The 545-nt window shown below is 64.2% G+C and carries 1 protein-coding gene; it reads right to left on the bottom strand.

The window, feature by feature from the left end; translation table 11 throughout:
* On the bottom strand, positions 1-539 hold a 539-nt coding region (locus tag EN984_RS37070; protein ID WP_127384475.1), incomplete at its 3' end, for a LysR family transcriptional regulator.
* Positions 540-545 lie beyond the last annotated feature (6 nt).

The following is a 545-nucleotide window of genomic DNA, read 5'->3' as shown; positions in this document are numbered from 1 at the left end:
AGGCTGGTTCCGATGCGCTTTGCCGGCCCGATCCAGCGCATCGGCACATCGGCGACATGCTGGCTGTAGGGCAGCGTTTCGCCGCAGTGCCAGGCGAGCGCGATGTCGAGGCTGCCTGACATGACCCTTTCGGCAAGGTCGTGGCTGCGTGCGATCCTGGCTTCGATCTTCACCTTGGGGTGCGCCCGGGCAAATCGGCCGAGCACGTCCGGCAGCACCGCCTCGCCGAAATCTTCCTGCAAGCCGAGCCGTACCCAGCCTTCCAGCTCGACATCGTGGATGGCGGATGCCGCCTCGTCATTCAATTCGATCAGCCGGCGCGCATAGCCGAGCATGGTCTCGCCGGCCTCGGTCAAAGCGAGGCCGCGTCCTGATTTGCGGAAGATCGGCGTCGCCGCCTGTTCTTCCAGTTTCTTCAATTGCGCGCTGACCGCCGACGTCGACCGGCCAAGCCGGTCAGCCGCCTTGGCAAAGCTGCCCAGCTCCATACCGGTGACGAAACTGCGCAGGACGTCGAGGTCGAAAGTTACGCGTCGCATATCTGA

Source organism: Mesorhizobium sp. M7A.F.Ca.CA.004.12.1.1 (assembly GCF_003997835.1).
GTDB lineage: Bacteria > Pseudomonadota > Alphaproteobacteria > Rhizobiales > Rhizobiaceae > Mesorhizobium.
Note: the sequence above shows the minus strand (reverse complement) of the source record. Positions and strands in the feature narration are given on the sequence as shown.